The 26,599-nt window shown below is 70.7% G+C and carries 26 protein-coding genes; 6 read left to right on the top strand and 20 right to left on the bottom strand.

The genetic code is table 11. The annotated features are described in order from the left end of the window. Positions 1 to 30: 30 nt before the first annotated feature. Positions 31 to 1,773: a glycerol-3-phosphate dehydrogenase/oxidase gene (locus tag AB0B96_RS03275; RefSeq protein WP_362896070.1), complete on the bottom strand. Its 1,743-nt coding sequence runs from the start codon at positions 1,771 to 1,773 to the stop codon at positions 31 to 33. A gap of 330 nt (positions 1,774 to 2,103) precedes the next feature. Here AB0B96_RS03275 and nagA point away from each other — a divergent pair, with 330 nt between their 5' ends. Then, entirely contained in the window at positions 2,104 to 3,240 is a 1,137-nt protein-coding gene (nagA, locus tag AB0B96_RS03270; protein ID WP_362896068.1) for an N-acetylglucosamine-6-phosphate deacetylase, read from the top strand. Between the two features lie 31 nt (positions 3,241 to 3,271). Here nagA and AB0B96_RS03265 read toward each other — a convergent pair whose 3' ends face one another. The 3 genes from AB0B96_RS03265 to guaB all read right to left on the bottom strand — a co-directional run bounded on the left by AB0B96_RS03265 (position 3,272) and on the right by guaB (position 6,309). Continuing rightward, positions 3,272 to 3,415, bottom strand: a complete 144-nt coding sequence (locus AB0B96_RS03265; protein WP_362896066.1) for a hypothetical protein — start codon at positions 3,413 to 3,415, stop codon at positions 3,272 to 3,274. 89 nt (positions 3,416 to 3,504) lie between these two features. After that, on the bottom strand, positions 3,505 to 4,620 hold the full coding sequence (locus tag AB0B96_RS03260; RefSeq protein WP_362896063.1) for a GuaB3 family IMP dehydrogenase-related protein: 1,116 nt from the start codon (positions 4,618 to 4,620) through the stop codon (positions 3,505 to 3,507). Positions 4,621 to 4,827: 207 nt separating this feature from the next. After that, entirely contained in the window at positions 4,828 to 6,309 is a 1,482-nt protein-coding gene (gene guaB, locus AB0B96_RS03255) for an IMP dehydrogenase (RefSeq protein WP_350943344.1), read from the bottom strand. 482 nt (positions 6,310 to 6,791) lie between these two features. Between guaB and AB0B96_RS03250 the strand changes: the two genes are divergently transcribed. Both AB0B96_RS03250 and AB0B96_RS03245 read left to right on the top strand, forming a co-directional pair. Next, the gene (locus AB0B96_RS03250) at positions 6,792 to 7,802 is read left to right on the top strand and encodes a helix-turn-helix transcriptional regulator (RefSeq protein WP_362896056.1); all 1,011 of its coding nucleotides are present in this window, start codon (positions 6,792 to 6,794) and stop codon (positions 7,800 to 7,802) included. Positions 7,803 to 7,999: 197 nt separating this feature from the next. Next, entirely contained in the window at positions 8,000 to 8,377 is a 378-nt protein-coding gene (locus AB0B96_RS03245) for a DUF5319 family protein (protein ID WP_350943341.1), read from the top strand. On the opposite strand, the gene AB0B96_RS03240 is transcribed toward AB0B96_RS03245, so the two are convergent. The 4 genes from AB0B96_RS03240 to groES form a co-directional block, all read right to left on the bottom strand. Next, complete coding sequence (locus tag AB0B96_RS03240; protein ID WP_350943339.1) at positions 8,338 to 8,541, bottom strand: hypothetical protein; 204 nt, start codon at positions 8,539 to 8,541, stop codon at positions 8,338 to 8,340. The two genes, AB0B96_RS03245 and AB0B96_RS03240, sit on opposite strands and share 40 nt — an antisense overlap. Positions 8,542 to 8,623: 82 nt before the next feature. After that, positions 8,624 to 9,262 carry a sigma-70 family RNA polymerase sigma factor gene (locus AB0B96_RS03235; protein WP_329090055.1) on the bottom strand — a complete coding sequence of 213 codons (639 nt, stop codon included), beginning with the start codon at positions 9,260 to 9,262 and terminating at the stop codon, positions 8,624 to 8,626. A 279-nt stretch (positions 9,263 to 9,541) separates the two neighbouring features. Then, the gene (gene groL, locus AB0B96_RS03230; RefSeq protein WP_350943337.1) at positions 9,542 to 11,161 is read right to left on the bottom strand and encodes a chaperonin GroEL; all 1,620 of its coding nucleotides are present in this window, start codon (positions 11,159 to 11,161) and stop codon (positions 9,542 to 9,544) included. Positions 11,162 to 11,251: 90 nt separating this feature from the next. Beyond that, positions 11,252 to 11,563 carry a co-chaperone GroES gene (gene groES / locus AB0B96_RS03225; RefSeq protein WP_030912806.1) on the bottom strand — a complete coding sequence of 104 codons (312 nt, stop codon included), beginning with the start codon at positions 11,561 to 11,563 and terminating at the stop codon, positions 11,252 to 11,254. 244 nt (positions 11,564 to 11,807) lie between these two features. Between groES and AB0B96_RS03220 the strand changes: the two genes are divergently transcribed. Together AB0B96_RS03220 and AB0B96_RS03215 are read left to right on the top strand one after the other, a co-directional pair. Next, positions 11,808 to 12,974: a methyltransferase domain-containing protein gene (locus AB0B96_RS03220; RefSeq protein WP_362896048.1), complete on the top strand. Its 1,167-nt coding sequence runs from the start codon at positions 11,808 to 11,810 to the stop codon at positions 12,972 to 12,974. 214 nt (positions 12,975 to 13,188) lie between these two features. Next, complete coding sequence (locus AB0B96_RS03215; RefSeq protein ID WP_362896045.1) at positions 13,189 to 14,466, top strand: hypothetical protein; 1,278 nt, start codon at positions 13,189 to 13,191, stop codon at positions 14,464 to 14,466. A gap of 182 nt (positions 14,467 to 14,648) precedes the next feature. On the opposite strand, the gene AB0B96_RS03210 is transcribed toward AB0B96_RS03215, so the two are convergent. Continuing rightward, the gene (locus AB0B96_RS03210; protein WP_362896042.1) at positions 14,649 to 15,251 is read right to left on the bottom strand and encodes a MarR family transcriptional regulator; all 603 of its coding nucleotides are present in this window, start codon (positions 15,249 to 15,251) and stop codon (positions 14,649 to 14,651) included. A gap of 110 nt (positions 15,252 to 15,361) precedes the next feature. On the opposite strand from AB0B96_RS03210, the gene AB0B96_RS03205 reads away from it, so the two are divergent. Further along, complete coding sequence (locus tag AB0B96_RS03205) at positions 15,362 to 16,420, top strand: alkene reductase (RefSeq protein WP_362896039.1); 1,059 nt, start codon at positions 15,362 to 15,364, stop codon at positions 16,418 to 16,420. A 284-nt stretch (positions 16,421 to 16,704) separates the two neighbouring features. Here AB0B96_RS03205 and tsaD read toward each other — a convergent pair whose 3' ends face one another. From tsaD to AB0B96_RS03150, 11 genes are all read right to left on the bottom strand, one after another. Continuing rightward, positions 16,705 to 17,736 (bottom strand): tRNA (adenosine(37)-N6)-threonylcarbamoyltransferase complex transferase subunit TsaD, encoded by a 1,032-nt coding sequence (gene tsaD / locus AB0B96_RS03200; RefSeq protein ID WP_350943328.1) that lies wholly within the window; start codon positions 17,734 to 17,736, stop codon positions 16,705 to 16,707. Continuing rightward, a complete protein-coding gene (gene rimI / locus AB0B96_RS03195) occupies positions 17,729 to 18,160 on the bottom strand; it encodes a ribosomal protein S18-alanine N-acetyltransferase (protein ID WP_350943570.1) in 432 nt (143 codons plus the stop codon). Before rimI ends, tsaD begins: the two co-directional genes overlap by 8 nt. Before the next feature lie 17 nt (positions 18,161 to 18,177). Then, positions 18,178 to 18,861, bottom strand: coding sequence for a tRNA (adenosine(37)-N6)-threonylcarbamoyltransferase complex dimerization subunit type 1 TsaB (tsaB, locus tag AB0B96_RS03190; protein ID WP_362896034.1), 684 nt, complete (start codon positions 18,859 to 18,861; stop codon positions 18,178 to 18,180). Positions 18,862 to 18,892: 31 nt separating this feature from the next. Then, positions 18,893 to 19,453 (bottom strand): class F sortase, encoded by a 561-nt coding sequence (locus tag AB0B96_RS03185; protein ID WP_362896031.1) that lies wholly within the window; start codon positions 19,451 to 19,453, stop codon positions 18,893 to 18,895. 6 nt (positions 19,454 to 19,459) lie between these two features. After that, complete coding sequence (locus AB0B96_RS03180; RefSeq protein ID WP_350943324.1) at positions 19,460 to 20,116, bottom strand: hypothetical protein; 657 nt, start codon at positions 20,114 to 20,116, stop codon at positions 19,460 to 19,462. 169 nt (positions 20,117 to 20,285) lie between these two features. Then, positions 20,286 to 20,738 carry a tRNA (adenosine(37)-N6)-threonylcarbamoyltransferase complex ATPase subunit type 1 TsaE gene (tsaE, locus tag AB0B96_RS03175; protein WP_362896026.1) on the bottom strand — a complete coding sequence of 151 codons (453 nt, stop codon included), beginning with the start codon at positions 20,736 to 20,738 and terminating at the stop codon, positions 20,286 to 20,288. Positions 20,739 to 20,872: 134 nt separating this feature from the next. Continuing rightward, entirely contained in the window at positions 20,873 to 21,946 is a 1,074-nt protein-coding gene (locus AB0B96_RS03170; RefSeq protein ID WP_362896024.1) for an alpha/beta hydrolase, read from the bottom strand. A gap of 20 nt (positions 21,947 to 21,966) precedes the next feature. Further along, on the bottom strand, positions 21,967 to 23,094 hold the full coding sequence (alr, locus tag AB0B96_RS03165) for an alanine racemase (RefSeq protein WP_362896022.1): 1,128 nt from the start codon (positions 23,092 to 23,094) through the stop codon (positions 21,967 to 21,969). Further along, entirely contained in the window at positions 23,091 to 24,707 is a 1,617-nt protein-coding gene (locus AB0B96_RS03160) for an NAD(P)H-hydrate dehydratase (RefSeq protein WP_362896020.1), read from the bottom strand. The genes alr and AB0B96_RS03160 overlap by 4 nt, the downstream gene beginning before the upstream one ends. A gap of 10 nt (positions 24,708 to 24,717) precedes the next feature. Beyond that, on the bottom strand, positions 24,718 to 25,068 hold the full coding sequence (locus AB0B96_RS03155) for a holo-ACP synthase (protein WP_350943315.1): 351 nt from the start codon (positions 25,066 to 25,068) through the stop codon (positions 24,718 to 24,720). A 46-nt stretch (positions 25,069 to 25,114) separates the two neighbouring features. Next, positions 25,115 to 26,530 carry an alkaline phosphatase PhoX gene (locus tag AB0B96_RS03150; RefSeq protein ID WP_362896018.1) on the bottom strand — a complete coding sequence of 472 codons (1,416 nt, stop codon included), beginning with the start codon at positions 26,528 to 26,530 and terminating at the stop codon, positions 25,115 to 25,117. Positions 26,531 to 26,599: the final 69 nt, after the last annotated feature.

The following is a 26,599-nucleotide window of genomic DNA, read 5'->3' as shown; positions in this document are numbered from 1 at the left end:
GAGGAGGTCCGCTTCCCGGTTTCCCCGAGGCTAGACGGAGTCCGTCTCGGGAACGGCGACCGGCACGATCTCCGGGGCGCCGAGGCGGATGGCGTCGGCCTCGTGGTCGGTGTCCTGCTCCTGGGACAGCCGTTCCGACTCGACGCGCTTGGTGTAGTACTCCACCTCGCGCTTGATCTGCTCGGCGTCCCAGCCCAGTGGCCCGGCGAGCAGCTGGGCCGCCTCCTGGACCACGCCCACTCCTCGGTGGAAGGTCTCGATCGAGATGTGCGTACGCCGGGTCAGCACGTCGTTCACGTGCCGGGCACCCTCGTGGGTCGCCGCGTAGACCACCTCCGCCCGCAGGTAGTCGTCGGCCCCGGTGAGCGGCTTGCCCAGCGACGGGTCCTGCTCGACCAGCGCCAGGACCTCGTCGATCATCGACCCGTACCGCTGGAGCAGGTGCTCGATCCTGGCCACGTGCAGCCCGGAGGACTGGGCGAGCCGCTGCCGGGAGTTCCACAGCGCCTGGTAGCCCTCGGCCCCGGCCAGCGGGACGCGATCGGTGCAGGAGGGCGGGACCCGCTGGTCCAGGCCGTGTGCCACGGCGTCGACCGCATCCTTCGCCATAACACGATATGTCGTGTATTTTCCGCCGGCCACCATCACCAGCCCCGGCACGGGATGGGCCACCACGTGCTCGCGGGAGAGCTGGGACGTCTCCTCCGACTCCCCCGACAGCAGCGGGCGCAGCCCCGCGTAGACACCCTCGACGTCCTCGCGGGTGAGCGGGACCGAGAGCATCTCGTTCACGTGGTCGAGGACGTAGTCGATGTCGGAGCGCGACGCCGCCGGGTGGGCCCGGTCCAGCTCCCACCGGGTGTCGGTGGTGCCGATGATCCAGTGCCGGCCCCAGGGAATGACGAACAGCACCGACTTCTCGGTGCGCAGGATGATCCCGGTGAGGGAGTGGATCCGGTCGCGCGGCACCACCAGGTGGATGCCCTTGGAGGCCCTCACGTGGATCTGCCCGCGCCCGCCGACCATCTCCTGGATGTCGTCGGTCCACACCCCGGTGGCGTTCACCACCTGCCGGGCCCGCACCTCGAACTCCTTGCCGCCCTCCAGGTCACGCACCCGGACCCCGGTGACCCGCTCCCCCTCGCGCAGGAAACCCACCACCTGCGCCCGTGAGGCGACGTTCGCCCCGTACATCGCCGCCGTCCGCAGCGTGGTCATCACATGGCGGGCGTCGTCGACCTGGGCGTCCCAGTACTGCACCGCACCCGAGAACGCCGTCTTGCGCAGCGCGGGCGCGAGCCGCAACGCCCTTGTACGCGACAGGTGCCTGTGGCCCGGTACGCCCCTCGCGAGCCCGGTGGAGAAGCCCATCGTGTCGTACAGCACCAGACCCGCGCCGACATAGGGCCGCTCCCAGCCGTAATGCGTCAGCGGGAACAAGAACGGCACCGGCCTGACCAGGTGAGGGGCGATCCGCTGCAGCAGCAGGGCCCGTTCCTGGAGCGCCTCCCTCACCAACTCGAAATTGAGCTGTTCCAGATAGCGCAGACCGCCGTGGATCAGCTTGGACGACCTGGAGGAGGTGCCGGAGGCGAAGTCGCGCGCCTCCAGCAGCCCGACGGACAACCCCCTGGTCACCGCGTCCAGGGCGACCCCCGCTCCGACGACCCCGCCTCCGATCACCACCACGTCGAGTTCTTCGGCGCCCATCTGCGCCAGTGCGGCGGACCGCTCGGCAGGACCAAGTCGTCCGGTGCCCATTCGCGCCGTCATTGTGCGACCCCCTGGGGTGCGTCTTGTCGCCTTACGTGAGGTATCTACCCATCTACCCTAGGCATTACTACTGACCGGTAGGGAAGGCGGGCAGCACTCAGGCCGTACCCCATGAACATCAGGAAACCAAGTTCTCGGCAGCATTTCACCAGCAACTCACCGGAAAGCAGACGCGCCCGGTATATCACCGGTCACCTGAGGACGGCGCACCGGCCATCCGAAGTCGAGCGCGAGCACCACGTCGCTTCACAGGGAGAAGATCCCTGCCCCCGTGGTCCCGACGGCCGTGCCGGGAGCCGGTTCTCCCGGGGACCCGCAAGGATGGGCAGCATGAGCATCACACTCGCCGACGCCCGCGTCGTGACCCCCGAAGGTGTCCACGAAGGCTGGCTCACCATCGAAGACGGCCGCATCACCCACGTGGGCCAGGGCTCGGCCCCCGGCGCCGGGCTCGGTCTCGGCGGCCGGTACGTCGTGCCCGGTTTCGTCGACATCCACAACCACGGCGGGGCGGGCGCTTCCTTCCCCACCGGGGACCCCGACCAGGCGAGCCTCGCCGTCGACCTGCACGCCCGTCACGGCACCACCACGCTCATGGCCAGCCTGGTCACCGCCTCCACGGACGATCTGGCCAGGGCCGCCGCCTCCCTCGCCGACCTGTGCGAGGACGGCCTGCTCGCCGGTATCCACTTCGAGGGCCCCTACATCTCCACCGCCCGCTGCGGTGCGCACAACCCGGCCCTGCTGCGGGACCCCTCACCGGCGGAGCTCGCCGGGTTGCTCAAGGCCGGACGCGGCCACGTACGGATGATCACCATCGCCGCCGAACTGCCCGGCGCGCTGGAGACCGTACGGGAGGCGACAGCCAACGGGGTGATCGCTGCCCTCGGCCACAGCGACGCCACCTACGAGCAGACGATCTCGGGCATCGAGGCGGGCGGCAGCGTCGCGACCCACCTCTACAACGCGATGCCGCCGCTGCACCACCGCGATCCCGGGCCGATCGCCGCGCTGCTCCAGGACGAGCGCGTCACGGTGGAGCTGATCAACGACGGCGTGCACCTGCACCCGGCCATGACGCGCCTCGCCTTCGAGGTCGCGGGGCCCGGCAGGACCGCGCTGATCACCGACGCCATGGCGGCGGCGGGCATGGGCGACGGCGTCTACGAGCTCGGCCCGATGACGGTGAACGTGGTGAACGGTGAGGCCAGGCTCGCCGGGAGCGGCACCATCGCGGGCAGCACCCTCACCATGGACGTCGCGTTCCGCCGCGCCGTGCGCGAGGTGGGCCTGTCCCTGGCCGAGGCGTCCGAGATCGCCTCCCTCACCCCCGCGAGGGTTCTGGGACTCGCCGACCACCTGGGATCCGTCTCGGTCGGCAAGCGGGCCGACCTGGTGGTGCTCACCGACGACCTGGAGGTCTCCGGCGTCATGCGCGGGGGCACCTGGATCACCGAGCCCCGCTGACCCAGCGGATCAGAGCCGCATCAGGACCGGATCAGGGCCGGTCCCGGCGGATACCGACCAGGCCGGGTTCCAGCGACCCGGCCATCAGGTGCACGGCGTGGTGGGCGTTGAGGGAGAGCTCACCGAGATCACGCCCCACGGCCCCGGCGCCGTGCCGGGCGAACCGCCGGACCACACCGGGAGGGCCTGCCGCGCGAAATCCACCCTGCCTCGATCGACCTCACGGGGGCCGGCGTGAGGTCCGGCCCCGCCCTCGCGAGAAGGTCAGCCCTGCGGAGCGACGACGACCTCGACCCGCTGGAACTCCTTGAGGTCGGAGTATCCGGCGGTGGCCATCGTGCGCTTGAGCGCGCCCATCAGGTTCATCGAGCCGTCGGCGACCGAGGAGGGGCCGTGCAGGATCTGCTCCAGCGTGCCGACCGTGCCGAACTCGACCCGCTTGCCCCTGGGCAGCTCGGGGTGCTGCGCCTCGGACCCCCAGTGGAAGCCCCGGCCGGGAGCCTCGACGGCCCTCGCCAGCGGCGAGCCGACCATGACCGCGTCCGCGCCCACGGCGATCGCCTTGGCGATGTCACCGGAGGTGCCCATGCCGCCGTCGGCGATGACGTGGACGTAACGGCCACCGGACTCGTCCATGTAGTCGCGGCGGGCGGCGGCGACGTCGGAGATCGCGGTGGCCATCGGCACCACCACGCCCAGCACCGTGCGGGTGGTGTGCGAGGCACCGCCGCCGAAGCCGACGAGCACCCCGGCCGCGCCGGTCCGCATCAGGTGCAGCGCCGCGGTGTAGGTGGCGCACCCCCCGACGACGACGGGCACGTCGAGTTCGTAGATGAACTGCTTGAGGTTGAGCGGCTCGGCCCTGCCGGAGACGTGCTCGGCCGAGACCGTGGTGCCGCGGATCACGAAGATGTCCACGCCCGCGTCGATGACGGCCTTGTGGTACTGGACCGTGCGCTGCGGGGACAGCCGGACGGCCGTCGCCACCCCGGCGGCGCGGATCTCCTCGATGCGGCGGCCGATCAGCTCCTCCTTGATCGGCGCGTCGTAGATCTCCTGCAGCCGCTTCGTGGCGGGCGCGCCCTTGAGCTCGGCCACCTCTTCCAGCAGGGGCGTCGGGTCGTCGTACCTGGTCCACAGCCCTTCGAGGTCGAGCACGGCGAGACCGCCGAGCCTGCCGACCTCGATGGCGGTCTTCGGTGAGACCACGCTGTCCATCGGGCTCACCACGACGGGCAACTCGAAGCGGTAGGCGTCGATCTGCCAGGCGATCGAGACCTCCTCCGGGTCGCGGGTGCGACGGGAGGGAACGATGCCGATCTCGTCGAGCGCGTAGGCACGGCGGCCGTTCTTGCCGCGGCCGATCTCTACCTGAGTCATATGCCTGTCTTTCCCGTTCCGTGCGCGCACAGCGCACGCCGTGTTCCATGCGTGCGCCCGGCACGCCGTGTTCCGTGCGCGCACAGCGCACGCTGTGTTCCCTGCGTGCGCCCGACACGCCGGTTCCCCGCGGTACGGCCGTACGCGCGGCGTCTCGTGCGTGCGGGGCGCACGCCACGTTCTCCCGCGTGAGCGGCGCGCGCCGCTCTAGCGACCGTGGTAGTTGGGAGCCTCGACCGTCATCTGGATGTCGTGCGGGTGGCTCTCCTTGAGGCCCGCCGCCGTGATCGGCATCAGCTCGCACCGCTCGTGCATCTCGGCGACCGTACGGCACCCGGAGTACCACATGCCCTGGCGCAGGCCCCCGATGAGCTGGTGGGCCACCGCGGCGACCGGGCCGCGGTAGGGGACCTGCCCCTCGATGCCCTCGGGGATGAACTTGTCCTCGTGGCCGACGTCGCCCTGCGCGTAGCGGTCCTTGCTGAAGGAGGCGCCGCCGCGCTCGCGGTTGCGGACCGCGCCGAGCGAGCCCATCCCCCGGTACGACTTGAACTGCTTGCCGTTGATGAAGATCAGCTCACCCGGGGACTCCTCGCAACCCGCCAGGAGCGAGCCGAGCATGACCGTGTCGGCTCCGGCCGCGATGGCCTTGACGATGTCACCCGAGTACTGCAGGCCGCCGTCGCCGATCACCGGAACCCCGGCGGGACCCGCGGCCAGCGAGGCCTCGTGGATCGCCGTCACCTGCGGGGCGCCGACACCGGCGACCACGCGGGTGGTGCAGATGGAGCCCGGCCCGACGCCGACCTTGACCGCGTCGACCCCGGCGTCGACGAGCATCTGGGCGCCCGCGCGGGTGGCGATGTTGCCACCGATCACGTCGACCCGGCTGTTGGACTTGATCTTGGCGATCATGTCGGCGAGGCCCTTGGAGTGACCGTGCGCGACGTCCACCACGATCACGTCGACCCCGGCCTCGATCAGCGCCATCGCCCGCTTCTCCGCGTCGCCCCCGACGCCGACGGCCGCCCCCACGACGAGCCGGCCGTCGGCGTCCTTGGTGGCGAGGGGATACTGCTCGCTCTTGGTGAAGTCCTTGACGGTGATGAGCCCGCGCAGCCGCCCTCCGGCGTCGACCAGCGGGAGCTTCTCGATCTTGTTCTGCTTGAGCAGGTCGAACGCGTCGTCGGTGGAGACCCCGACCGGCGCGGTGACCAGCGGCATCGGGGTCATGACCTCGCGTACCGGACGGTTCTCGTCGGTCTCGAAGCGCATGTCGCGGTTGGTGACGATGCCGACGAGCACACCGGTCTCGTCGGTCACCGGGACCCCGGAGATCCGGTACGTCGCGCACAGGCGCTCGACGTCGGCCAGCGTGTCGTCCGGGGAGCAGGTGACCGGGTTGGTGACCATCCCGGCCTCAGAGCGCTTGACGAGGTCGGCCTGCTGGGCCTGGTCCTCGATCGACAGGTTGCGGTGCAGGACGCCGATGCCGCCCTGGCGTGCCATCGCCACCGCCATGCGGGCCTCGGTCACCGTGTCCATCGCCGCCGAGACCAGCGGGATCCGCAGGGTGATGCCCCGAGACAGCCGCGTGGTGGTGTCGGCCTGCCCCGGCTGCAGGTCCGAATACGCGGGAACGAGGAGCACGTCGTCGAACGTGAACCCCGGCTCGGTGAACTTGGCCATCTGCAATCCTCCTGCCGCGGCGCTCTCATGACGGGGAAAGGCGCCGACCCCCGGGTCACAGTTTAGAGTCTGGCGCCAAACCCGGTGGACCCGGGGGAAAAAGGCGAGACAGGTGGACCGCGGAGAGAAGAGGGGTCCGGGGGGCCCGGGGGAAAGACGGGCCCCCCAGGTAAAACGGGGAGGAAAGGGAAAGCGAGGGACCGAGCGGTCGGTGATCCGCTCGGTCCCCCGGATCACCGGCGTCGGCGCGGGGACGCCCTGACACCACCCGAACCCCCCTCCACATCCGGATGGCGGTGTGATCCGCGCCTTTGCCGACGCTGCGTCAAGGGTGCGTCACGATGCGTTCGCCACGCAATGTCCGAACGTGCAATTGCACGAAGCTGCACACGAGGGCATGCGAGTAGAAGCAACGCCCGGACAGGGATGATTCGCCGGGTTATCCTCGCCAGACCTCGTGTACCTGCAGGAGTCCCTCACCGATGCGCACAGACACCCCCGCACTGCCCGATCCACTGGAAACCCTGGGGCTCACCCCGGCCCAGACGACCCTTTACAACGCGGTCCTGCGCCTGCACCGCGCCACCTGCGCCGAACTCGCCCAGGCCACCAACGGCTCGCCCGAGCCGATCGGCCGCGAGCTGGCCACCCTGGTACGGCTGGGAGTCGTCGACGAGCAGGGGGGTGAGTACCTCGCCCGTCACCCGGCCGCGGCCCTCGGCCACCTGGTCGCGGAGAGGCTGGACCGGCTCGCCGCCGAGAGTCGCAGGATCGACACCGTGCTCGGCTCGATCCGCGGCTTCATCCACCAGTACGACGCCGGGCGCGACTACCAGACCGGCCAGTTCTCCGTGGACCTGGTCGGAGGGGCGGACGAGCTCTACGAGAGCGTGATCGGCATGGCGGTCCAGGCCCCGCCGCTGAAGCTGATGTCGGGCATCCCCGACAGGCGGACGATGAGCGACTTCGCGCACCGCTACGCCGACCAGTGGATCGCGGCCCAGCGCGACGGCCTGCTCTCCTGCCGGGTCACCATCCCGGTGCACACCCTGGAGATCCCCGGTCTGCGCGACAAACTGGACCAGTTCGAGCGGGCGGGGGCCGAGGTCCGCACCCTCGACACGGTGCCGAGCTGGTTCCTCATCGCGGGGGACGACGCCGCGGGCATGCCCGCCCAGTGGGGCGGCACGCTGCCCGAGAACGCCTACAACTTCCACCTGGTGAGGGCTCCCGTCGTGGTGGCCGCGCTGCGCTCACTCTTCGAGGAGCTGTGGGCCCGCGCCGCCCGCCTGCCCTGGACCCACCGCGACGACGGGGTGGTCCGGGTGCTGCGACTGGCCGGCCAGGGCGTCACCGACGAGATGATCGCCCGGCAGCTGGGCGTCTCGGTCCGCACGGTGCGTGCCAGGTTCGCCGACGCCATGTCCGAACTGGGGGCGCAGTCGCGGTTCCAGGCGGGGGTGGAGGCCGCCCGGCGCGGCTGGCTCGCCTAGGCTCCCCCGGGCCACCCGGGCTCCCGAGGCTCCCCGGGGCCTACCGGCACGGCCGCCGCCCTCGGGCTCCCCTGTCACCTGGACCTTCCCCCATCGCCGGGGACCTTCGGCATCTCCGAGTTGCCCGCACTGTCCTAAAGCGTCCCACTCATACAGTTCGGAACTCGTCTGTCACATCCAGGCCATAAGGTGGGATCGTGCTCGACGATGTCCCTCGCGACCCATTCGCGGATGACCCCGACGACCCGGCGGCGGCGCTGGGCGATGCCGACGATCCCGAGCCCTTGACGACGGACGAGCGCGACGAGGCCATGACCGACCTCGCCGACGTGGAGGTCTTCCGCTCGCTGCTGGAGCCTCAGGGCGTACTCGGCCTGGTGCTCGACTGTCCGGAATGTGGAGAGCAGCACTACTTCGACTGGGAGCTGCTGCGCGGCAACCTGCGCCAGATGATCGAGAACGGCCAGCCCCAGGTGCACGAGCCCGCCTACCAGCCCAACCCCACCGACTACGTGAGCTGGGAATACGCCCGTGGTTACGTGGACGGCGTGATCGACACCGAAGAACACCGCTGATCCACGTCGTCGACCAGGGCCGCCAGCAGCGCGACCGCGACGTCCGAGGTGGAGACGGGCGTCCTGCCCGAGAGGGCCTCCACGAGCTCGTCGGTCTCGGCTACCGCCGGGTCCTCGTCCGGCCCGTATCTACGAACCGGACGGCGCGGGTGAACCGTTGTCATGATCGTTCTCGCTCCGGGTCGTCGCGATCCCCGTCCCGCGGCTCGGGCTTGCGCTCGCGCCCCCTCTTCGACGGCTCCGCGGTCAAGCTATCGACTCCAGCTCCGCCATCGCTCGCAACCGGGCGAGCGCCCTGTGCTGGGCCACACGAACCGCACCTGGTGACATGCCGAGTACATTACCGGTCTCCTCGGCGGAAAGACCCGACACCACTCGGAGCATGAGCAGCTCGCGTTGGTTGTCGGGCAGCCTGGACAGCAGCCGGCGGGCGTGTTCGGCCTCGATGTAACGCACCACCGTCTCCTCGGGCCCCGGCCCCTCGTCGGGCCCGTCAGGAAGATCCTGGGTGGGCACGGCGGATCGCACGGAGCTGCGCAGCGCGTCGGCCACCTTGTGAGACGCGATACCGAAGACGAAGGAAGCGAACGGGCGTCCCATGTCACGGTATCGGGGCAGCGCGGACAGCACCGCTATGCATACTTCCTGGGCCACGTCGTCCGCGATGTGATACTGGCCGGAAACCCGGCCCAGACGACCACGGCAATATCGGACGACCATCGGCCGCAGTTGCGCGATCAGAGATTCGATCGCGGTGCGATCCCCCTGAACGGCGAGGCTTGTCAGATCCTTGAGATCATCCCTGTGGGCGACCCCATCAGACCTCGTCGCAAGCCTCACCCCATTTTTGGCGTCGGCGACGCATCCCTCGGTCACGTTAGGCATGATGCCCGCCCCGATAGTGACTGTCGTCATCGCAAACGGCTACGGATTGGTCACATTGAGGCGGAGTAACGGGGCGTAATCAAACAGCGACGGCAACGACTACAGAATGTGCAAATATTTCATTCGATTGCCAAATACATCGTCTATTCGCTAGAACCGCGTTTGGTCTTCCGTCCGACATGACGCTTGAGATCGTTTTCGGTTTACCGCGAAACACGAACGGCTCGCGCCTCCTGCGAGACGCGAGCCGTTCGGAACCGCTTCGGAACCGCTGAGGAATCAGTGGCCGTGGCCGTGGCCGTGACCCTGGCCGGCGGCCGGGGCCTCCTCCTCGGGCTTGTCCACCACGAGGGCCTCGGTCGTCAGCAGCATGCCGGCGATGGAGGCGGCGTTCTGGACGGCCGAGCGGGTGACCTTGACCGGGTCGATGACGCCCTGGGCGATCAGGTCGCCGTACTCGCCGGTGGCGGCGTTGAAGCCCTGGCCGACGGACAGCTCGGTGACCTTCGCCGTCACGACGTAGCCCTCAAGGCCGGCGTTCTCCGCGATCCAGCGGGCCGGCTCGACGAGAGCCTTGCGGACGATGGAGACACCGGTCGCCTCGTCACCCGTCAGGCCCAGGTCGTCGAGGACCTTGGAGACGTGGATGAGCGCGGAGCCACCGCCGGAGACGATGCCCTCCTCGATCGCCGCACGCGTCGCCGAGATGGCGTCCTCCAGGCGGTGCTTCTTCTCCTTCAGCTCCACCTCGGTGGCCGCGCCGACCTTGAGCACGCAGACGCCGCCGGAGAGCTTGGCGAGGCGCTCCTGGAGCTTCTCGCGGTCCCAGTCGGAGTCGGACTGCTCGATGGCGAGCTTGATCTCCTTGACGCGGTCGGCGATCGCCGCGGCCTCACCGGCACCGTCGACGACGGTGGTGGAGTCCTTGGTGATGACGACGCGCCGGGCGGTGCCCAGCACCTCCAGGCCGACGTGCTCCAGCTTGAGGCCGATCTCCTCGCTCACGACCTGGCCACCGGTGAGGATGGCGATGTCCTGCAGCATGGCCTTGCGGCGGTCACCGAAGCCCGGCGCCTTGACGGCGACGGAGGTGAAGGTGCCACGGATCTTGTTCGTGACGAGGACCGCGAGGGCCTCGCCCTCGACGTCCTCGGCGATGACCAGCAGGGCCTTCTTCGTCTGCGCGATCTTCTCGAGCAGCGGCAGGAAGTCGGCGACAGAGGCGATCTTGCCCTGGGTGATCAGGATGTAGGGGTCCTCCAGGATCGCCTCCATGCGCTCCTGGTCGGTCACCATGTAGGGCGACAGGTAACCCTTGTCGAACTGGAGACCCTCGGTGAACTCGAGCTCCAGGCCCATGCTGTTGGACTCTTCGACGGTGATGACACCGTCCTTGCCCACCTTGTCGAACGCCTCGGCGATCAGCTCACCGATCTTGGCGTCCTGCGCGGAGATCGTCGCCACATTCGCGATCTCCTTCTTGTCCTCGACCGGACGGGCCGACTCGATCAGCCGGTCGCTCACGGTCCTGGCCGCGATGTCGATGCCGCGCTTGAGGGAGAGCGGCTGCGCTCCGGCGGCCACGTTGCGCAGACCCTCGCGGACCATGGCCTGGGCCAGGACCGTCGCGGTGGTGGTGCCGTCACCGGCGACGTCGTTGGTCTTGGTCGCCACTTCCTTGGCCAGCTGGGCGCCCAGGTTCTCGTACGGCGTCTCCAGCTCGACCTCGCGGGCGATGGTGACACCGTCGTTGGTGATGGTGGGCGCACCGAACTTCTTGTCGATGACGACGTTGCGGCCGCGCGGGCCCAGCGTCACCTTGACCGCGTCCGCGAGAGCGTTCACGCCGCGCTCGAGAGCTCGGCGCGCGTCCTCCTCGAACGACAGGGTCTTCGGCATGACAATCCTCTCTATAAGTACGTCGGCGCATCAAAGCCCCGGGCGCTGACGCGACCCGGGGCTCGATACGTCATCTTTGTGAAGCGAGAACTACTTCTCGATGATGGCGAGCACGTCACGGGCGGAGAGCACGAGATACTCCTCGCCGTTGTACTTCACCTCGGTGCCGCCGTACTTGCTGTAGAGGACCACGTCGCCCTCCTTGACGTCGAGCGGAATCCGCTTCTCGCCCTCGTCGTCCCAGTTGCCGGGACCCACCGCGAGGACCTTGCCCTCCTGCGGCTTCTCCTTGGCGGTGTCCGGGATGACCAGACCGGAAGCGGTGGTCTGCTCGGCCTCAAGCGGCTGGACCACAATGCGGTCGCCGAGCGGCTTAACGGGAACCTTGGTGGCGGTCGTCACGTCGGACCTCCCCTTCAGATATGAATGATCTAGAAGAGGCGACCAGCGGTCTGCCGTCGCGGGTGTCAGACCTGCCTCGTCGCATGTATTTGGCACTCTCACCGGGAGAGTGCCAATACGGAACAGTATGCAAGGTGGCCTTGACAGTCAACACGAAGCACCCCTTCTCCGCTTCACGCGAACGTCAAGCCAGGTGGAAGCCCTACGGCGAAGCCCTACGGCCGAGGCGGTAGCGTCGGCCGATGTGAATCTCGACGCATTCCGGGAGCTCCTCACCCAGCGCGGCCAGGAGGCTCTGGGCGCCGCGGCCGAGACCGCCGCCGACGACCCGGTGACGGCGGTGACGAGGTTAAGGAAGATCTACGACGCGGACCTGACCTCCGCGGCGCTCACCCAGGCGACGCTCAGGCTGCGCGCGAGGGAGAAGTTCGGCGCCGACGCCGATCTCATGTACTTCACCCGGACCGGCCTGGAGCAGGCCACCCGCCGCGAGGTCGCCGACCACAGGGCGCGGCGCCTCCCCCCGGGCTCGCGGGTCGCCGACGTCTGCTGCGGCATCGGCGGCGACCTCCTCGCCCTGGCCAGGGCCGGGTGCTCCGTCGAGGCCGTCGACGCCGACCCGCTCACCGCCGCGATCGCCCAGGCCAACGCCGACGCCCTGGGCTTCGGCGACCGGGTCTCGGTCCGCGCCGCCGACGCCTCCACCCTGGACCCGGCCGCCTTCGACGTCCTGTTCGCCGACCCCGCGCGCCGCGGCGCGCGGGGCCGGACCTTCGACCCGATGGGATACTCACCGCCCTGGCCCGCCGTGCTGGAGATGGTGGCCCGAGCCGGGGCCGCCTGCCTGAAGGTCGCCCCCGGGATCCCGTACGAGTTCGTCCCCGAGGGCGCGGAGGCCGAGTGGGTCTCGTACAAAGGCGACGTCAAGGAGGCCGTGATCTGGTGCGGTGCGCTGGCGGGCGAGGCGGCGCGCAGGGCGACGATCCTGCCGTCGGGGGCCACGATGACCCCCGACCCCGCCCTCGGCGATCCCGCCACCGGCCCCGCGGGACGCTACATCTACGAGCCGGACGGCGCGGCGATCCGCGCCCACCTGGTCGCGGAGATCGCCGCGTCGGTCGGCGGGCACCTGCTCGACCCGCAGATCGCCTACATCACCGGTGACACCGCGACGCCGACGCCGTGGGCGTCGCGGTACGAGGTCCACGAGACGCTGCCGTTCTCGCTCAAGCGGCTGCGGGCGGCGCTCCGCGAGCGCGGCGCCGGCAATGTGACGATCAAGAAGCGTGGCTCAGCGGTGGACGTCGACCGCCTCAGGAAAGACCTCCGACTTTCCGGCGGGGAATCCGCGGTGGTCATTCTCACCCGAATCGGTGACCGGCCGTTCGCCTTCGTGTGCACCTCCGACTGACCGGCGGATCATCACCATCTGACCAGCCAAAATAGTCAATTCTTCCAGCCAACCGGCAATTCCTTTCTTTTATTCTCGCTGCCAGAAAACCCTGATCCAGGGGCTAAGGTTGCCGGGCGGGAGTTCTCTCTCGCCTGCGTTTCCCTCTCGTTCATCAGCAAATCCCATCAAACCCAACCGCGCGGCTGAGCGTCGGCGAGCGAAGGAGCTCTCGGTGGATCACTCCGACCACACCCTGCTCCAGGCAGGCGGCCAGGCCGCCATCTCCGACCGGATGCGTGAGCTCCTCGCCCGCGCGGCACAGGACCACGTCTACGAGCAGCGCACCCAGGGGGCCGTGCTCGACGAGATCCGGCGGCGCCTGGAGGGCATGGAGTGGGTGCTTCGCGAGGTCAGGGAGCGCGAGATCGGCGGGCTGAACGGCACGCTGGAGTCCGTCCACGGCCGGCTGGACGACATCGCCGCCCGCCCGCCCTCCTGGGCCGAGGGCCTGGCCCAGCACGTCGAGGCGATACGCGACCACGTCGACACCGTCGGCGAGCGGGTCGACTCCCTCGGCCGCCGCGTCGACACCGTCCGCGACCGGGTCGTCCCCCTGGGCGAGCTGCCGAGCCTGTGGACCGACCTCGGTTCCGTGGGCGAGAGCATGGACGAGGCGCTCACCCGCCTACGGGCGATCTCCGACGGCACCCAGGGCCTCGACGAGCAGGTGGGGCAACTGGCCGAGCACCTGGGCAGGCTCCAGGCCGACATGGGCGTCGCGGCGCACCGGTTCAGCCGCCTCGACCGGGCCGTGGCCGACCTCTCCCAGCGCACCGGGCGCGTCGAGGCGGGGATGCTCGACCTGGTGGCGAGCGTCCAGCAGGCCGTCGGCACGGCCACGGACCGGATGCTCGCCGCCGTCGAGCAGGTGAACGGCAAGGTCGACCTGGTGAGCGGAAGAGTCGAGCAGGTGGGCGCCGGGGTCGACCTGGTCGCGCCGAGGATCGACGAGCGCACCGCCGCCGTCGAGAGCCGCATCGACAGGCTGGACGGCCATCGCATGACGGCCGGTGGCCGCTTCGACACCCTCGACGAGCGCCTCGACGACATCGAGGGGCGCCTCACCTGCCGGATGGACGTCATCGACTCCCGGCTGTCCACGCTGGACGGGCGCGCGGAGAAGTCCGCAGAGCGCCTGGAGAGCCTGGACGAGCGCCTGGAGGACCTGCCGGCCGTGCTCGGCGTCGGCGCGCTCATCGGCGTTCAGACCGCCGAGCAGCGCGAGCGCTTCGACTCCCTGGACGAGCGCGTCATCAGGGCGGAGGCGGCACTCTCCCCTCTCGCCGAGACGCTCCGCGCCCTGCCCGACCGCGACGAGCTCTCCGAGGCCCTGAGCGAGACCGTGGAGCCCGCGCACGCCGACCTCACCCGTCGTCTGAGCGCCCTGGAGGAGACCATGCTCGCCCTGGCCGAGGCGTTGCTCCGTCCCACCAGGGGCGACAAGGACTGACCTCGGTTCTCCGCCGGGGGCCGCTCCGGGCCCTCCCCGGTCCCGCTCGGCCTTCGCGAAAATCCCGCCCGGCCTCACCGGTCCCGCTCGCCCTTCGCGGAAGATCCCGCCCGGCCCTCACCGTGTGGGGAGACCCGGGCCTCACGGGGAGAGGACGAACCGCGCGAGAAGCACGGACGCCGTCAGCCGGAGCGGGTGGCATCGGCCGCCGGGCGCCTCCCCTCGCCTTCGACGACCTTCGCCTCGCGGCACAGGTTGTTCCTGACCACCGAGAGCAGGGACGACAGCTCGTCGGTCTGCTCGGCCGTCAGTCCGTTGGTCATCCGCCGGTGCACCTCGGCGAGGACCCGGTCCACCTCCGGGCGGAGCGCGTGCCCCTTGGGCGTGATGTCGACGATGCTGATCCGCCGGTTGGCGGGGTCGGGCCTGCGACTGACGAAACCGCTGCGCTCCAGGCGCTGCAGGGTCTTGGTCATGGTGGACACGTCGACGCCGACGATTCTCGCCAGGGCGTTCTGCGACTGGGGGCCGTTGTCCCACAGCGCGCCCATCACACGCTCCTGGCCCGGGTAGAGGTCGATCTCGCCGAGGAGGTCGGCGAGCAGCACGCGGTGGCCGCGAGTGGCGTAGGCCATCAGGCAGTTGAGGTCGTTGTCGTAGTCGCCGCACTCGCCGGCGGACGAGGGACACGCCCCGGCCTCGTCACCTCCTCCGGAGAGGGCCTCGGGTGTCGTGCCGCGCTCTTCGGTCACGTCGCGCTCTTCGTCGATCGACAACTCCGCCATGGTCGGGTCCTTCCGCTCTCCCCGAGACTACCCGCTTGCATGTTGGCCGACCAAGTTGTAGAACTACTTATTGGCTAGCCAAGTTGGCCAGCCAACAAAAGGAGTTCACCATGCCGTTCTCACCGTTCACGCTCGCCGGCCTCCAGCTGCCCAACCGCCTGGTGATGGCGCCCATGACACGCTCTCGGGCCTACGTCGACGGAATCCCCTCGTCGCTCACCGCCCTGTACTACGCCCAGCGGGCCTCGGCGGGCCTGATCATCACCGAGGGGGTCCAACCCAGCCAGGCCGGCAAGGGCTACATGAACACCCCGGGGTTGCACACCGACGAACAGGTGGCCGGGTGGCGTGAGGTCACCGACGCCGTCCACGCGGCGGGCGGCAGGATCTTCGCCCAGATCATGCACGCCGGCCGGATCGGCCACCCCGACAACACCGGCGCGCTCCCCTTGGGGCCGTCCGCCGTACGGCCGGCGGGGCAGATCTTCACGCCCACCGGCCTGCAGGACTACCAGACCCCGCTCGAACTGACGACCGCCCAGGTCGAGTCCACCGTCCAGGACTTCGCCGACGCCGCCGCACGCGCCGTGGAGGCGGGCTTCGACGGGATCGAGTTGCACGGCGCCAACGGCTACCTCATCCAGCAGTTCCTGTCGCAGAACGCCAACCTGCGCGACGACCACTTCGGCGGCTCGCCGGAGAACAGGATCCGCTTCGCCGTGGAGACCGCGCGGGCGGTCGTGGACCGGATCGGCGCCTCCAAGGTCGGCATCCGCCTCTCGCCGGGCAACGGCGCGGGTGACCTGGTCGAGGACGACATGCACGAGATCTACCCGGCGCTCGTCTCCGAGCTCGCCGCGCTCGACCTCGGCTACCTCCACCTGGTGGCGAGTTCCTCCGAGGAGCTCAACCAGGAGATCCAGACGCTGTGGTCGAACGCCCTCATCGTCAACGACCCCTCGATCGACGCCCCGGTCGAAAGGGTCACGCGGTGGCTGGAGCGCGGCGCCGACCTGGTCTCGCTGGGCCAGTCGTTCCTGGCCAACCCCGACCTGCCGCTCCGCCTCCGCCTCGGCGCCGAGCTCAACCAGGCCGACTTCAGCTCGGCCTTCGGCGGCGACCACCGCGGCTACACCGACTACCCGGTGCTCACCCTGCACTCCGTCTAAGGCACCCGTGGTGAAGTGCCTCCGGGAGGAAGGAGCCCTCGAAGGAGAAATCCTCGGGGCGGCCCCCGGAGGAAGAACCCGCGGCAAAGGGGAGAGCCCCGTGCGGCCGCCGCCCAACGGGGGCGCGACGGCCGACGGGCGCACACGGACACGCCGGCGGGGGTCCAACGCACGAACACCCCCGGCGGGATCGGCGGGGCGCGCGCGGACGCCCTCGGCGGGGGTTCGAAGGAGCGCGCGGACGCCCTCGGCCGGGCGTCATCCCCTGACGAGGACGGGGCCCGTCAGACGTGGACGGTGGTGATGGGCATCGAGGAGTCGGCCGGGATGTCCAGCCGCGACGGCGTGATGCCGGCCGCGACCAGGTCCGAGCCCAGGGCCGCCACCATGGCGCCGTTGTCCGTGCACAGCCCGGGGCTGGGGACCCGCAACCGGACACCGGCCGCGTCACAGCGCTCCTGTGCCATCGCCCTCAGCCGGGAGTTGGCCGCCACCCCGCCACCGATCAGCAGGTCGTGAACGTCGTACTTGGCGCACGCCTGCAACGCCTTGCGGGTCAGCACGTCGACGACGGCCTCCTGGAACGACGCCGCCACGTCGGGCACGTGAACCGGCTCACCCGCCTTCTCCCTCGCCTCCACCCATCGGGCCACCGCGGTCTTCAGGCCGGAGAAGGAGAAGTCGAGCGTCCCGTCGTCGTACTTGCCGCGCGGGAACGCGATCGCCGCGCCGGAGCCGTCACGGGCCACCCTGTCGATGTGCGGCCCGCCGGGGAACGGCAGGCCGAGCACTCTCGCCACCTTGTCGAACGCCTCGCCCGCGGCGTCGTCCACCGTGGAACCCAGCGAGATGACGTCCCTGGCGACGTCGGGCACCAGCAGCAGCGACGAGTGCCCGCCGGAGACCAGCATCGCGATGCAGGGCTTGGGCAGCGCCCCGTGCTCCAGCTGGTCCACCGCGACGTGGGCGGCGAGGTGGTTGACGCCGTACAGCGGCACGCCCAGGCCCAGCGAGTACGCCTTGGCCGCGGCGACGCCGACGAGCAGCGCGCCGGACAGGCCGGGCCCGGCGGTGACCGCGATCGCGTCGACGTCGGCGAACCGCAGGCCCGCCCGCTCCAGTGCCCGCTCCACGGTCGGGGTCATCGCCTCCAGGTGCGCCCTGGAGGCGACCTCGGGCACCACCCCGCCGAAGCGGGCGTGCTGCTCGACACTGGAGGCGATGGCGTTGGCCAGCATCGTGTGCCCCCTGACGAGGCCGATTCCCGTCTCGTCGCAGGAGGTCTCGATGCCCAGGACCACCGGTTCGTCACGCATGGAGATCCTTCCTCATCATGATCGCGTCAGTGCCGTCCTCGTAGTAGCGGCGGCGCAGGCCGATCCGCTCGAACCCGAACCTGTCGTAGACGGCCTGCGCGCCCAGGTTGTCGGCGCGCACCTCCAGGAAGACCGACACGGCGCCCCTGCGGGCGGCCTCGGCCAGAAGATCGGTCAGCATCGCGCCGCCGACGCCGTTCCCGCGCCACTCGGCCAGGACGGCGATGGTCTGCACGTCGGCCTGGTCCCCCGCCGCGGCGAGGCCCGCGTAGCCGACGATCACGCCGTCGACCAGGGCCACCACGTAGTGCCTGGTCCTCGGCTGGTCGTCGAGCTCCCCCCGGAGCATGCCCTCGCTCCAGGCGTCGGCGGGGAAGGTCTTCCGCTCGACCTCCATCACCGCGGGCAGGTCGTCCGCGGTCATCCGGCGCAGGACGGCCGTCACGTGGAGACCTTCTTGGGCGCCGAGGGCACCTTGGCGTCGGGCCGGCGCAGGTAGATCGGCCTGGGCGGACCGAGCACGGGGTGGGTGCCGCTCTCCGCGGCCTCGCGGACGCCCGGCTCGCCGAGTCGCCCGGCGGCGAGCGCCGCCATCGCGCCCGCGCCGGGATACTCCGGCGCGTCCAGGATCCGGGAGGCGCCGACGATCTCGGCGTACATCCGCGCGCCCGCGCCGACCAGCGGGAGCTCCCCCGGCAGGTCCTGGGGCCGGTCCACCGCGGGGCCCGACAGCCGGGTGCGCGGGTCCCGGTAGTGGCCCCAGAACACCTCCTTGCGCCGGGCGTCGGTGGCCACCAGGAACGGCTCGTCCGGTCCGCTGCCGTACGCGAGCGCGTCGAGGGTGCACACGCCGTACGCCGGGACGCCCAGCGACGTCGCGAGGGCCTGGGCGGTCACCAGGCCGACCCGCAGGCCGGTGTAGGGGCCGGGTCCCGAGCCCGCGACGATGGCGGTGACGTCGCGGAGCGAGGCCCCGGCCTCGCTCAGGACCGTCTCGATCGTGGGGACGAGCAGCTCGCCGTGGCGGCGCGCGTCGATCGTCGTCGACTCGGCGAGGACCCTCGCACCGTCGTGCAGAGCTGCGGTGACGGCGGGGGTCGCGGTGTCAAAGGCCAGGACCAGCACGAACACTTAGCCTAGCCCGTCCCGCGAGGGCTCAGGTCTTGACCAGGGTGGCGTAGACGATGAGGTTGTCGCGATACTCGTGGCTGTCCCAGTCGAAGGTCCCGCCGCAGGTGATCAGTCGCAGGCCGTCCTCAAGATAGACCTTGTCGGCGGGGAACCGGTTCTTGCTGATCTGCTCGACCGTGTCCACCCGGTACTGGGCGACCTTGCCGTCGCTGCGTACGACCTTGATCACCTGCCCCTCCCGCATCTCCTTGAGCTTGTAGAAGACCGCGGGCGCGGTCTTGGTGTCCACGTGCCCGAGGATCACCGCGGACCCCTCGTCGCCGGGGACCGCGCTGTCCTTCACCCAGCCCGCGACGTTCGGCTTCTCGTACGGCGGCAGGTCGACCCGGCCGTCGGTCACGCCGAGCTTCATCAGCGGCGCCTTGATCCCCAGTGAGGGGATGTCGATGCGGCTGGGCGAGACCGACGCGCGGGCGGGCGCCTTCTCCTTCTCGACCTCGCCGCCCCGGTTGCCGAACGCGACCAGGACGACGCCGGTGATGACCCCGGCCAGGACGATCCTGGACCAGCGGGTTGAATCGGCCATGGAGGACTACGAACGGCGGCGACGCACGACCGCGATGCCGATGCCGCCGGCCAGGGCGAGGGCGAGCAGGACGCCGGTCGTGCCGATCGGGGCGCCCGAGTCGTTCGGGCCTCCGGCGGCGGTGCCGCCGCCACCCGTCTCCGGCGCCTCGGTGCTGATGATCGTCCTGGTCGGCTTGGAGGTGGGGGTGGAGCTCGGCTCGGTGTCGGCCACGATCCTGAGGTTGGCCTTGCCGGTGTCGTTGGTCCCCTCGCACCTCGCGTTGACCTCGTGGATCCCGGGTTCGGTGCCCTCGGCGACGGTGGCCTGGCCACGGACCCACGGACGCGGTGCCGGGGTCGCGGTCGAGGCGGGGTCGGGCGTGGGCGTCGCGAGGATCGGGTCGAGGGTCACCGGGGTGCGGAAGATCTTGGAGGACGCGGTACCGCGATGCTCGGGGCCGCCCTGCGGGATCGGGCAGTTGGCCAGGATCCATACCTTCTGCCCGGCCTTGGCGCGGGCCGGTTGGAGTTGGACCTCGATGTCCTGCCGGCTGATGCCGGAATCAGGTGGGGCCGTGGTGGGTGTGCCCGACGGGTCGGCCGTTTCGGCACCCGCAGAGCACCCGACCAGTCCGAAAAGGAGGATGGCTCCCACAACCGCGACACGCTTGACGCTTGGCACCGTCGAACTCCACTTCGCCCTCCGGCCGACGACCCTCGCCCGGCACGATTTCCCACCTGTTCCCCATTAAACATGGGCAAACCCGCAAGAGTCGATCATCACGCCTGACGATCTAGACCAATGGTGCGTAGTCCGAGCGTGCCAGGATTTCTCTGTCTTTGTAGGCAGATCAGATGACGCCGTGCCAGCGCGGCCCGATTCCCCTGAGGGTGACGGTCCGCTCCTCCCCCGGCTCTTCGGACGCGCCCCTGCCGATGAGGATCTCCAGCCGGTCGTCGGCGAGCCCCTCCACCAGGCCCTCGCCCCACTCCACGACCGTCACCGACTCCTCGATCGAGGCGTCCAGGTCCAGGTCGTCGACCTCCAGATCACCCCCGAGGCGGTAGGCGTCGACGTGGACCAGGGCCGGTCCACCCGAGAGCGAGGGGTGCACCCGGGCGATGACGAAGGTCGGCGAGGTGATCGGGCCGCGCACCTTGAGCCCTTCGGCGATCCCCTGCACCAGGGTCGTCTTGCCCGCGCCGAGCGGGCCCGAGAGCACCGCGAGGTCCCCCGGGCGCAACAGGGCCGCCAACTCCTCGCCCAGCTCCCGCATCTCCTCGGCGGTCGCCACGATTCTCACCGCTTCGTCACTCCTGTTCCATGCCTTCCTGGGCCTCACGAGGTCTTCCAGGACCTTCCAGGGCTCAGCGCCGTCTTCACGGCCCCGGCGAACCCCGCTCAGGGCTCACCGTACGCCGTACGTGCGCCTGCGGCTCACCGGTCCTCGTCATCGATGTCGGCCGTGTCCACCCGCTTGAGCAGGTCGTGCAGGGCGTCGTTGACCACGGTAGGCCGCTCCAGCTGGACCAGGTGCGAACTTTCCGGAACCTCGGTGAACCGGGCGCTCGGCAGCGCCGCCGCCATCGCCCTGCTGTGCTCGACGGGGGTGAGCCAGTCCTTGTCGCCGACCATGATGGAGGTCGGGACCTCGTCCAGCACGCGTAGCGCGCTCAGCTTGTCGTGCGACATCAGCGCCGGGTAGAACTCGGCGATCACCTCGAACGGGGTGGAGCGGATCATCGACTCGGCGAAGTCGACGACCGTGGGGCTCACGTTCTTGGAATCGCCGAACCCGAGGTGGCGCAGGACGAGGAAGGCCACGTCGTTGCCGACCTGGCGGCTCTTGTCGACCAGCGAGCCACCGCGTCTCAGGATCGACACCGTGCCCGGCGTGACCTTGTGCACCGCCTTCGACAGCAGCGCGGGCAGGCCCAGGGAGATCTCACCGAGCTTGCCGGTGGAGGTGGAGATCAGCGCCACCCCTCTGATCCTGTCGCCGAACAGCTCCGGGTGCCTGTCGGCCAGCGCCATGATCGTCATACCGCCCATGGAGTGGCCGACGAGCACGCACGGGCCGGGCACCAGCGCCTCGATCACCTCGGCCAGGTCGTCGCCGAGCCGGTCGATCGAGCAGTCCTTCATCGGGATGCGTGGCGAGCGCCCGTGGGAGCGCTGGTCCCACAGGACCAGGCGGTGCTCGCCGGCCAGGTCGCGCCGCTGGTAGTGCCAGGAGTCGAGGTTGAGCGTGTAACCGTGGCAGAACACCACGGTGAGCGGAGCCTCCTCCTGCCCGTCGACCTCGGCGTACAGGGGAACACCGTCGGAGGTGGTGACCGTGGTGGGGCGGCCGCGCAGCTCTCCGAGCGGCTCGCTCGCCTCCAGGTCGGGGCGGAGCCTGATGCGTCCGACGGCGTACCGCTTGGCGAGAGCCCCTGCGGCCACTCCGGCCGACGCGACACCGACGACCGCGCCCGCGATACCGACCTTGCGCCGTCTGGTACTACTCATGCGCCCCCCTGAGCTTCCTTTCACCGGTAAACGCGCGGGACCCGCGAACCGATCCTGGTCACGATCTCATGCGTGATCGTGTCGAGGGAATCCGCCCACTCCTGAGCGGTGGGCTCGCCACGGGAACCGTCGCCGAACAGGATCACCTCGTCACCCTCCGTCAGCGGGTCGTCTCCTACGTCGATCATGAACTGGTCCATGCAGACCCTGCCCGCGATCCGCCGTCTGCGGCCACCGGCCATCACCTCCGCCACGTTGGTGGCGTGCCGTAGGACCCCGTCCGCATACCCGAGGGGGACGAGGCCAAGCGTCGTCTCCCGATCCGTGACGTACAGGTGTCCGTAGGAGACGCCCGACCTGGCGGGCACCCGTTTGACCAGAGCGATCCGCGCGACGAGCGTCATCGCCGGATGCAGCCCGAAACCTCCGAGCCGGGGCACGGGGCTCAGGCCGAAGGTCGCGATGCCCGGACGGACCAGGTCGTAGCGTGCCTGCGGCAGCGTCAGGATCGCCGCCGAGTTGGCGATGTGCCTGATGACGTGGGAGCCTCCGGCCCCGGCCTTCTCCGCGATGTGCAGCGCCTCGTCGAAGGCCGCCAGCTGGGCCGCGATGGACGGGTCTCCCGGTATGTCGGCGCAGGCGAAGTGGGACCAGAGCCCGACGATCTCGATCACGCCCTCGGCCTGGTGCCGCAACGCCCGCTGGACCAGGGCCGCCCATTCCGCCGCCGTCGCGCCACCGCGTGACATGCCGGTGTCGACCTTCAGGTGCACCCTCGCCGCCCCACCGGCCTCCGCGGCGGCGTCGGCGATCGCGTCGATCATCGAGACGGAGCTCGCCGAGAGCTCGATGTCGTGCCCGACGGCCTGCTCAAGCGGCTCTCCCGGCGGGATGATCCACGCCAGGATCGGCGCGGTGATCCCGGCGGCCCTCAGTTCCAGGGCCTCGCGGATGTAGGCGGTGCCCAGCCGTCCCGCGCCGGCCTCCAGGCAGGCGCGGGCCACGGGAACCAGCCCGTGCCCGTAGGCGTCGGCCTTGACAGCGACCATCATCTCGGCGCCGGGAGCGTGGCTCGCGAGCTGCCTCACGTTCTCACGAATCGCCGAGAGATCCACCCGTGCCTCGGCGGGAGTCATCGGGAAACTCATGACCCCAGTTTGGCAGGTGGGAGGCGATGCCGAGGCCCGTCGAGCAGGGAGCGCGCCACCTCCGGCAGGGCCTCGGCGACGTCCCAGGCGGTGAGAGGGCCCTGACGACCGGCGATTCCGTGCAGATACGCGGCACAGGAGGCCGCGTCGTACCCGCTCAGCCCCGCGGCCAGCAGCGCGCCGGCCAGACCCGCCAGCACGTCGCCGGTGCCGCCGGTCGCGAGCCAGGGGCTGCCGGTGAGGTTGATCCCGACCGGCCGGTCCTCCTCGGCGACCAGCGTGGTCGAGCCCTTGAGCAGCACGGTCACCCCCAGTTCCGCCGCCGCCCGCCGTACGCTCTCCAGGCGCCGCGCCTCGATCCGCTCCCTCGGCACACCGATCAGGCGGGAGAGCTCGCCCGCGTGCGGGGTGATCAGGACCGGCGCGTCCCTGCGGAGCAGCGCCCTGTCCTGGGCCACCAGGGTGAGCGCGTCGGCGTCGACGAGCACGGGGACCTCGCTCGACAGCACGGAACGGGCGACGGCGCGGGCCTCGTCGCCGGTGCCGAGGCCGGGGCCGAGCACCCACGCCTGCACGCGGCCCACCCTCTCGACCCCCTCCCCGGGGGCGAGCGTGGTGATCACGGCCTCCGGCCAGCGGGCCCGCACCTGGGCCACCGGCTCCGCGCCCCCCGCGTAGCGGACCATGCCCACCCCGGCCCGCAGTGCCCCGCCCACGGCCAGCACCGCGGCGCCGGTGTAGAGCTCGCTGCCCGCCGCGACCCCGACGACGCCCCGGCGGTACTTGTCGGACGAGGCGTCGGGTCTGGGCAGCATCGCGGCCACGTCGGCGTCCGTCGGCGCGACCGCCTCGGGGTCGGGCAGGTGGGGGCCGAGGCCGATGTCCACGAGTTCCGTCCGGCCCGCGTGCCGGGAGCCGGGATCGACGAGCAACCCGATCTTCCACGCCCCGAACGTGACGGTGGCGTCCGCGACGACCGCGGGACCCTCCACCCGGCCGCTGCTCGCGTCCACACCGCTGGGCACGTCCACCGCGACGACCTCGCCGGGCGCGTCGTTCGCGAGCCGGGCGAGGGTCGCGTACGGCTCCCTGAGTGCCCCGGCCCCGCCGATCCCGAGCATCCCGTCCACGATCAGGTCCGCCGCGTCGAGCAGGCCGCGAACGCGCGCACCCGCGGGATGATCCGCCGTGGCCACCGCGATACCGGGCCCGTTTCCCGCGCCGTGACCGGGACCGGGGTCGGGACCGGAACCGGGATCGGGATCGGGGTCGGGACCGGATCCGGGACCGGGATCGGGGTTGAGCCGGGTGACGCGGCCGCCCGCGCGGCGCAGGGCCTCCAGACCCCCCGCGTGGACGCGCGTACCGGCGAGGAGCGCGTCGACCCTCGCCCCCCTGGCCGCGAGACGGGCCCCGGCGTAAAGGGCGTCGCCGCCGTTGTCGCCACCGCCGACGAGCAGCACGACGCGGGAGCCGTACACGCCGCCGAGCATCCTGGCGCAGACCACCGCGAGCCCGGTGGCCGCCCTCTCCATCAGGGCGCCCTCGGGCAGCGTCGCCATCAGTGCCGCCTCGGCCGCCCTGATCTGGTCGGAGGTGTACGCGGTCCGCATTCCACCGAATCTATCCCTCGGCGATCACGTAGGCGATCGCGACGCCCCCGTCGTGGGTGAGGGAGACGTGCCACCGGGCCACGCCCAGGGCCTCGGCGACGTCCGCCACCCGGCCGGTCACCCGCAGCTCGGGCCGCCCGTGCTCCCCGCTGAGCACCTCGGCGTCCAGGTGACGCAGCCCGGGAGGGGCGCCGAGGGCCTTCGCGACGGCCTCCTTCGCCGCGAACCTGGCGGCGAGGGACTCCGTGGCCAGCCCGCTCTCCCTATCGGTGAACAGGCGTCCCCGCAGCGCGGGCGTCCGCACCAGCGTCGCCTCGAACCTCGCCACGTCCACGACGTCGACACCGATACCAACGATCACCCTCCCAGGCTAGTGGCGTCACGCCGTCGGCCCGCGTTCCCGCCGGTCAGAAGCCGCCGCGCTGCCAGGGGCCCCAGATGGCGAAGCTCGTCCCCTTGGTGGACTGGACGTTGACGTAGAGGGTGTGACCGCCGGGGCCGAAGGTCGAGCCGGCGAACTCGGCGCCGGAGTCGCCGCGGACGGGGGTGAGGCGGGAGAAGTCGAAGATCTCGCCCTGGCGGGTGAGGCCGCGCAGGTAGTTGTCACCCGCGCCGTCCTCGCACAGGACCAGGGTGCCTCTGGGGCTGGCGGTGACGTTGTCCGGCAGGTCGAGGGTGACCGCGCCCGGCGACTCGTAGACGAGTTTGAGCCGCCCGCTCCACGTCTCGTACGCCCACACCTGGCCGCGTCCCTTGCCGAAGCCGCCGGGCGGGGTGTCGCCGGACGCGGTCGCGCCGCCCTGGGTGGAGACGAAGTAGATCGTGCCGTGGTGGTTGATCGCCCCCTCCAGCCGGGAGAAGAGCGCCGCGCCCTTCGCCCTGCCCTGGTTGCCGACGGCCTGGAGGGCGAGGCTGTTGGCGGGGGTGCCGATGAAGGTGGGGTCGGGGTCGTCGATGTCCACCCAGGTCGTCGAGTACGAGGCTCCCCTGGGCTGGCCGAGGGAGAGGTTCTTGCCGGGCGCGCCCCGCACGGCCAGCATCTGGAGCCGGCCGCCGTCGAGGATGCGGCGGGCCGTCAGCGGGTTCTTCGGGGGCAGGTAGCGGTAGAAGCCGGAGGCGAAGCCGAAGTTGTCCTCGGTGAGGTAGAGCGCGCCGGTGAACCCGTCGAACGCGACCGACTCGTGGGCGAACCGCCCGGCGTTCCTGATCGGTCCTCCGGCCTGGCCGTCGAGCGGGACCTCGAAGATGTAGCCGTGCTTGCGCGTGAGCTTGCCGTTGTCCTGGCCGGTGAAGTCGTCGCCCACGTCCGGCCCGTTCACGGTCTCCTCGCAACTCACCCAGGCGCCCCAGGGCATCGGGCCGCCTGAGCAGTTCATCTGGGTGCCGGTCAGGCTGGGGGCGGAGGTGAGCACCTTGCCGTAGCGGGTGACCCTGAGCGTCGAGGTGCCGCCGCCGGCCGCCGGATCGTAGGCCTTGGCCGGGTTTCCGAACGCGCCGACCGGGCCGTTGACCTCGTGGTTGCGGATGAGGATCGCGCTGCCGCCCGGCCCGCGGAACGCGGCCATGCCGTCGTGCCTGGAGGGGACGGTGGATCCGTCGCTGTACTTGTCGCCGGCCGAGCTGAAGGACCGGTAGTGGAAGCCGTCGGGCAGGTGGAGGCGCACCACGCCGTCCCGCTCGTCCTTGACCGGCTTCAGCGGGCCGTACCCGGCCCCCGGGAGAAGCTCCCCGTTCGCCCCCGCCCGCGCGACCCCCGCGAACGGCCCGGCCACCCCCAGCGCGGCCAGTGCGCCACCTCGGGCGAGGAAACGACGACGGTCCATCTTGCGGCTCCCTTGGATCCGGTGGATTCACGCCACGTTGATGCGCCTCAGTAAACCGTTATATGGCAT

This window comes from Streptosporangium sp. NPDC049046, from assembly GCF_040649155.1.
Classification (GTDB): domain Bacteria; phylum Actinomycetota; class Actinomycetes; order Streptosporangiales; family Streptosporangiaceae; genus Streptosporangium.
This window is presented reverse-complemented; position numbering and strand designations above follow the sequence as displayed.

Coding starts and splice junctions, on each gene's coding strand:
- AB0B96_RS03275 (WP_362896070.1), bottom strand. CDS start 1,773: ATGACGGCGCGAATGGGCACCGGACGACTTGGTCCTGCCGAGCGGTCC.
- nagA (WP_362896068.1), top strand. CDS start 2,104: ATGAGCATCACACTCGCCGACGCCCGCGTCGTGACCCCCGAAGGTGTC.
- AB0B96_RS03260 (WP_362896063.1), bottom strand. CDS start 4,620: ATGACTCAGGTAGAGATCGGCCGCGGCAAGAACGGCCGCCGTGCCTAC.
- guaB (WP_350943344.1), bottom strand. CDS start 6,309: ATGGCCAAGTTCACCGAGCCGGGGTTCACGTTCGACGACGTGCTCCTC.
- AB0B96_RS03250 (WP_362896056.1), top strand. CDS start 6,792: ATGCGCACAGACACCCCCGCACTGCCCGATCCACTGGAAACCCTGGGG.
- AB0B96_RS03240 (WP_350943339.1), bottom strand. CDS start 8,541: ATGACAACGGTTCACCCGCGCCGTCCGGTTCGTAGATACGGGCCGGAC.
- AB0B96_RS03235 (WP_329090055.1), bottom strand. CDS start 9,262: ATGCCTAACGTGACCGAGGGATGCGTCGCCGACGCCAAAAATGGGGTG.
- groL (WP_350943337.1), bottom strand. CDS start 11,161: ATGCCGAAGACCCTGTCGTTCGAGGAGGACGCGCGCCGAGCTCTCGAG.
- AB0B96_RS03210 (WP_362896042.1), bottom strand. CDS start 15,251: ATGGCGGAGTTGTCGATCGACGAAGAGCGCGACGTGACCGAAGAGCGC.
- AB0B96_RS03205 (WP_362896039.1), top strand. CDS start 15,362: ATGCCGTTCTCACCGTTCACGCTCGCCGGCCTCCAGCTGCCCAACCGC.
- tsaD (WP_350943328.1), bottom strand. CDS start 17,736: ATGCGTGACGAACCGGTGGTCCTGGGCATCGAGACCTCCTGCGACGAG.
- rimI (WP_350943570.1), bottom strand. CDS start 18,160: ATGACCGCGGACGACCTGCCCGCGGTGATGGAGGTCGAGCGGAAGACC.
- AB0B96_RS03185 (WP_362896031.1), bottom strand. CDS start 19,453: ATGGCCGATTCAACCCGCTGGTCCAGGATCGTCCTGGCCGGGGTCATC.
- AB0B96_RS03170 (WP_362896024.1), bottom strand. CDS start 21,946: ATGAGTAGTACCAGACGGCGCAAGGTCGGTATCGCGGGCGCGGTCGTC.
- alr (WP_362896022.1), bottom strand. CDS start 23,094: ATGAGTTTCCCGATGACTCCCGCCGAGGCACGGGTGGATCTCTCGGCG.
- AB0B96_RS03160 (WP_362896020.1), bottom strand. CDS start 24,707: ATGCGGACCGCGTACACCTCCGACCAGATCAGGGCGGCCGAGGCGGCA.
- AB0B96_RS03150 (WP_362896018.1), bottom strand. CDS start 26,530: ATGGACCGTCGTCGTTTCCTCGCCCGAGGTGGCGCACTGGCCGCGCTG.